At 75.2% G+C, this 2591-nt stretch carries 3 protein-coding genes and 1 riboswitch; all 3 genes read right to left on the reverse strand.

All coding sequences use genetic code 11. The features are described 5' to 3' along the window. Positions 1-201: LysE family transporter (locus HUW36_RS30555; RefSeq protein WP_246248404.1), on the reverse strand; the 201-nt coding region annotated here is incomplete at its 3' end. Beyond that, the gene (locus HUW36_RS30560; protein ID WP_174531258.1) at positions 198-710 is read right to left on the reverse strand and encodes an acyl-CoA thioesterase; all 513 of its coding nucleotides are present in this window, start codon (positions 708-710) and stop codon (positions 198-200) included. The genes HUW36_RS30555 and HUW36_RS30560, both read right to left, overlap by 4 nt. A 128-nt stretch (positions 711-838) precedes the next feature. After that, positions 839-1049, reverse strand: a riboswitch (cobalamin riboswitch). Between the two features lie 144 nt (positions 1050-1193). Next, on the reverse strand, positions 1194-2591 hold a 1398-nt coding region (locus tag HUW36_RS30565; protein ID WP_174531259.1), incomplete at its 5' end, for a bifunctional copper resistance protein CopD/cytochrome c oxidase assembly protein.

A 2591-nucleotide genomic window follows, 5' to 3' on the forward strand; every position in this document is an offset into this window, starting at 1 on the left:
GGTGGCGAGCCCGGCCACCACGGCGGCGACGTGCACGGCCTCCCCGGCGGCGACCCCGAGCGCGGCCACCGCGCCGGCCCGGGTGCCGTACCGGGCGGCGTTGGCGAGCACGAACATCATGTCCGGCCCGGGGGTGAGCATGAGCAGCACGATCGCCGCGAGGTAGCCCGCCAGCACGGCCGGCGGCAGTCCGGCCGTCACGCCTCGTCACCCCCGTCGAGCAGGGCCCGCCGCAGTGCCAGCCGGTGCTCCCGGCGGATGTGCGCCTCGCGGTAGCGGCGCCGGTCGCCGTCGGTCTCGGGTCGCAGCGGCGGCACGGCCCGGGGGTAACCGTGGTCGTCCACGGCCACCATCACCAGGTGGGCGGTGGCCACGTCCACCGGTGGCACCGCCCGGTCCCAGCGGTCGGCGCTGACCTTCACCGCCACCTCCATCGAGCTGCGCCCGGCCCAGGTGATCCGGGCGTCGACGTGGACCACGTCGCCGACGCGCACCGCGCGCAGGAAGGCGGTCTCGTCGATCGCGGCGGTGACCGCCGGGCCGTCGGAGTGGCGGGCGGCCACCACGCCGGCGACCGAGTCGATCAGGTTGAGGATCCGACCGCCGTGCACCGTACCCATCAGGTTGGTGTGGTGCTGGTCCATGATCTGCGACAGGGTCAGGTGCGAGGCCGACGGTGGTCGGCCGGTGAGCGTGCTGGTGTCGGGCACGTGTGGTTCCGTCCTCGCGAAGCGGGCCGCCGACCGGGCGGGGCGCATCGTCGAGGGCACGCCGACGGTTCGCGTCCGGCGTGTCACCCGCCCGACCCACCCGCGAGGTCGACGGCAGCGCGCACCGGTCGGTGCGCGCGGCGCGGGCAGGTCTTCGGACTCGCGGGCACGACACGAGGTCGCCTACTGGCCGTCGCTTCCCGGGCCGGGTGGCCCAGTGCTTCGTTGACGGCGGTCGTTCCCACTCACCGCTGCGGGGCAGTCCCGGACTTGCACCGGGTTCCCTCTTGCGACACCCGGCCGTGGTCGACCGGGTGAACCAGCGCTGCCGGCAGCGTAACCCAGTGCCTGCGGTGGCCCGGTCCCGGCCGGCGGCGCAGTGCCGTGGGTCGCCGGGCGGGGACGTCGGTCAGCCGCCGGCCCGGGCGGGCGACACCGGAACGCTGCGCCGGCGTGGTCGGTCGGGCCGCGTGGACGTTCCCGTCAGTTCCGGTCGGCGTCGCGCGCGGTGGCGGCCAGGAACGCGTTGTAACGGGCCAGCTCGTCGTCCTCGCCGGTGGCCTCGGCCCGGTCCGCGGCCCGGTCGAGGCGGCGCTGCTCGCGCTCGTCGGCCCGGATCCACTGCCGGACCAGCAGGACCATCACCACGGCGGCCGGGATCTCGCCGAACGCCCAGGCGATGCCGGCGCCGAGCTTCTGGTCGTCGAGCGGCGACGACGCCCATCCGGGATGGACGCCGAGGTACCAGTCCGGCGCGATGACGGTGGTGGTCTGCATCAAGGCGAGGCCGAAGAAGCCGTGCGCCATCATCGCGGCCAGGTGGATGAGCACCAGGATCGGGTGGGGCACCCGGGGTCGGCCCGGGTCGATGCCGATGAGCACCCAGAACAGCAGGTAGCCGGAGACCACGAAGTGCCCCAGCATGGCCAGGTGACCGAGGTGGGAGCGCATCAGCGTGCCGAGCAGGTCGCTGAAGTAGAGGCCGAAGAGGCTGGCGGTGTAGACGCCGAGCGCCACCACCGGATGGGTGAGCAGCCGGGTGAGGCGGCTGTGCAGGGCCCGCAGCAGCCACTCCCGGGCGCCCCGCACCTGCGCGTCGGCCGGGCGGCGCAGTGCCCGCAGCGCCAGCGTGACCGGGGCGCCGCCGACCAGCAGGATCGGCACCAGCATGGACAGCACCATGTGCTGGGCCATGTGGGCGCTGAACAGCACGTACGCGTAGCGGGCGAAGCCCAGGCCGGTGGCGGCGGCCAGCACCAGCAGGCCGCCGACCCAGCTCGCGGTGCGAGCCGCCGGCCAGCGGTGCCCGGCCCGGCGCAACCGGCGGACCCCGGCCAGGTAGGCGGCGATTCCGACCCCGGTCACGGTGAGGAAGAACAGGTCGGGCAGCGGCTGCCCGAGCAGGTGCGCCGCGGTGGGCGCGGCCGGCATGCCGAAGCCCAGCACCTCGGTCACCGGGTCGGCGTCGACCGGCTCGCCGACCGGCGTCGGACTGCGCGACAGCGCCACGGCCAGGCCGACCGTTGCGGCGAAGACCACCAGCTCCCCGGCGGCCAGCCGCGCGAACGCGCCACGCCGCGCGGCGTGCAGGCCCGGCAGGGTACGGGTCCGGTGCGCCGCGCCGATCAGCCCCAGCACCACCAGCGCGGCGAGTTTGCCCAGCACCAGCCACCCGTACCGGGACTGCCACAACTGGTCCACCGCGCCGAGGCGCACCGCGGCGTTGGCCAGCCCGCTGACCGCGACGGCGACGAAGCAGGCCAGCGCGAGCCGGCTGTACCGCGCGGCGGCGTCGGCCAGGAAGGCACCGCGTGTCACGTCGGGCGGCAGCGTCGTCAGGTCCCAGTGCCTGTCGGTCGGCAGGTCGGACATGGTGTCGAC

Origin of the sequence: Micromonospora maritima (genome assembly GCF_902825405.1) — a bacterium.
GTDB classification, from domain to species: domain Bacteria; phylum Actinomycetota; class Actinomycetes; order Mycobacteriales; family Micromonosporaceae; genus Micromonospora; species Micromonospora maritima.